The following is a 266-nucleotide window of genomic DNA, read 5'->3' as shown; positions in this document are numbered from 1 at the left end:
CTAACGTGTAGTTTGTCGCTGACGGATTTAACCCCTTCCACCTTCTGCACCAGCGCCACAGCCTTCTCAGCCTGGTCCTGCGAGGTGACAAAACCGCTCAGCGTCACCACGCCTTGCTGCGTTTTTACTGAGATATCCGTACTTTTAATCGCTTCATCGTCCACCAGCGCGGCTTTGGCTTTGGCGGTGATGCCGCTGTCATCCATAAAGCCATCGACTTTTTTCATAGAACTATCGATTTTGGAACCCGCGCTGCTGCTGGTATC

General features: G+C 52.6%; 1 protein-coding gene. It reads right to left on the bottom strand.

All coding sequences use genetic code 11. The features are described from left to right. Positions 1-266 (bottom strand): BON domain-containing protein (locus tag MN204_RS20810; RefSeq protein WP_249872953.1); only part of this gene is annotated, 266 nt, incomplete at both ends.

Origin of the sequence: Oceanobacillus saliphilus (assembly GCF_023522835.1) — a bacterium.
GTDB classification, from domain to species: Bacteria; Bacillota; Bacilli; order Bacillales; family Amphibacillaceae; genus Oceanobacillus; species Oceanobacillus saliphilus.
Note: the sequence above shows the minus strand (reverse complement) of the source record. Positions and strands in the feature narration are given on the sequence as shown.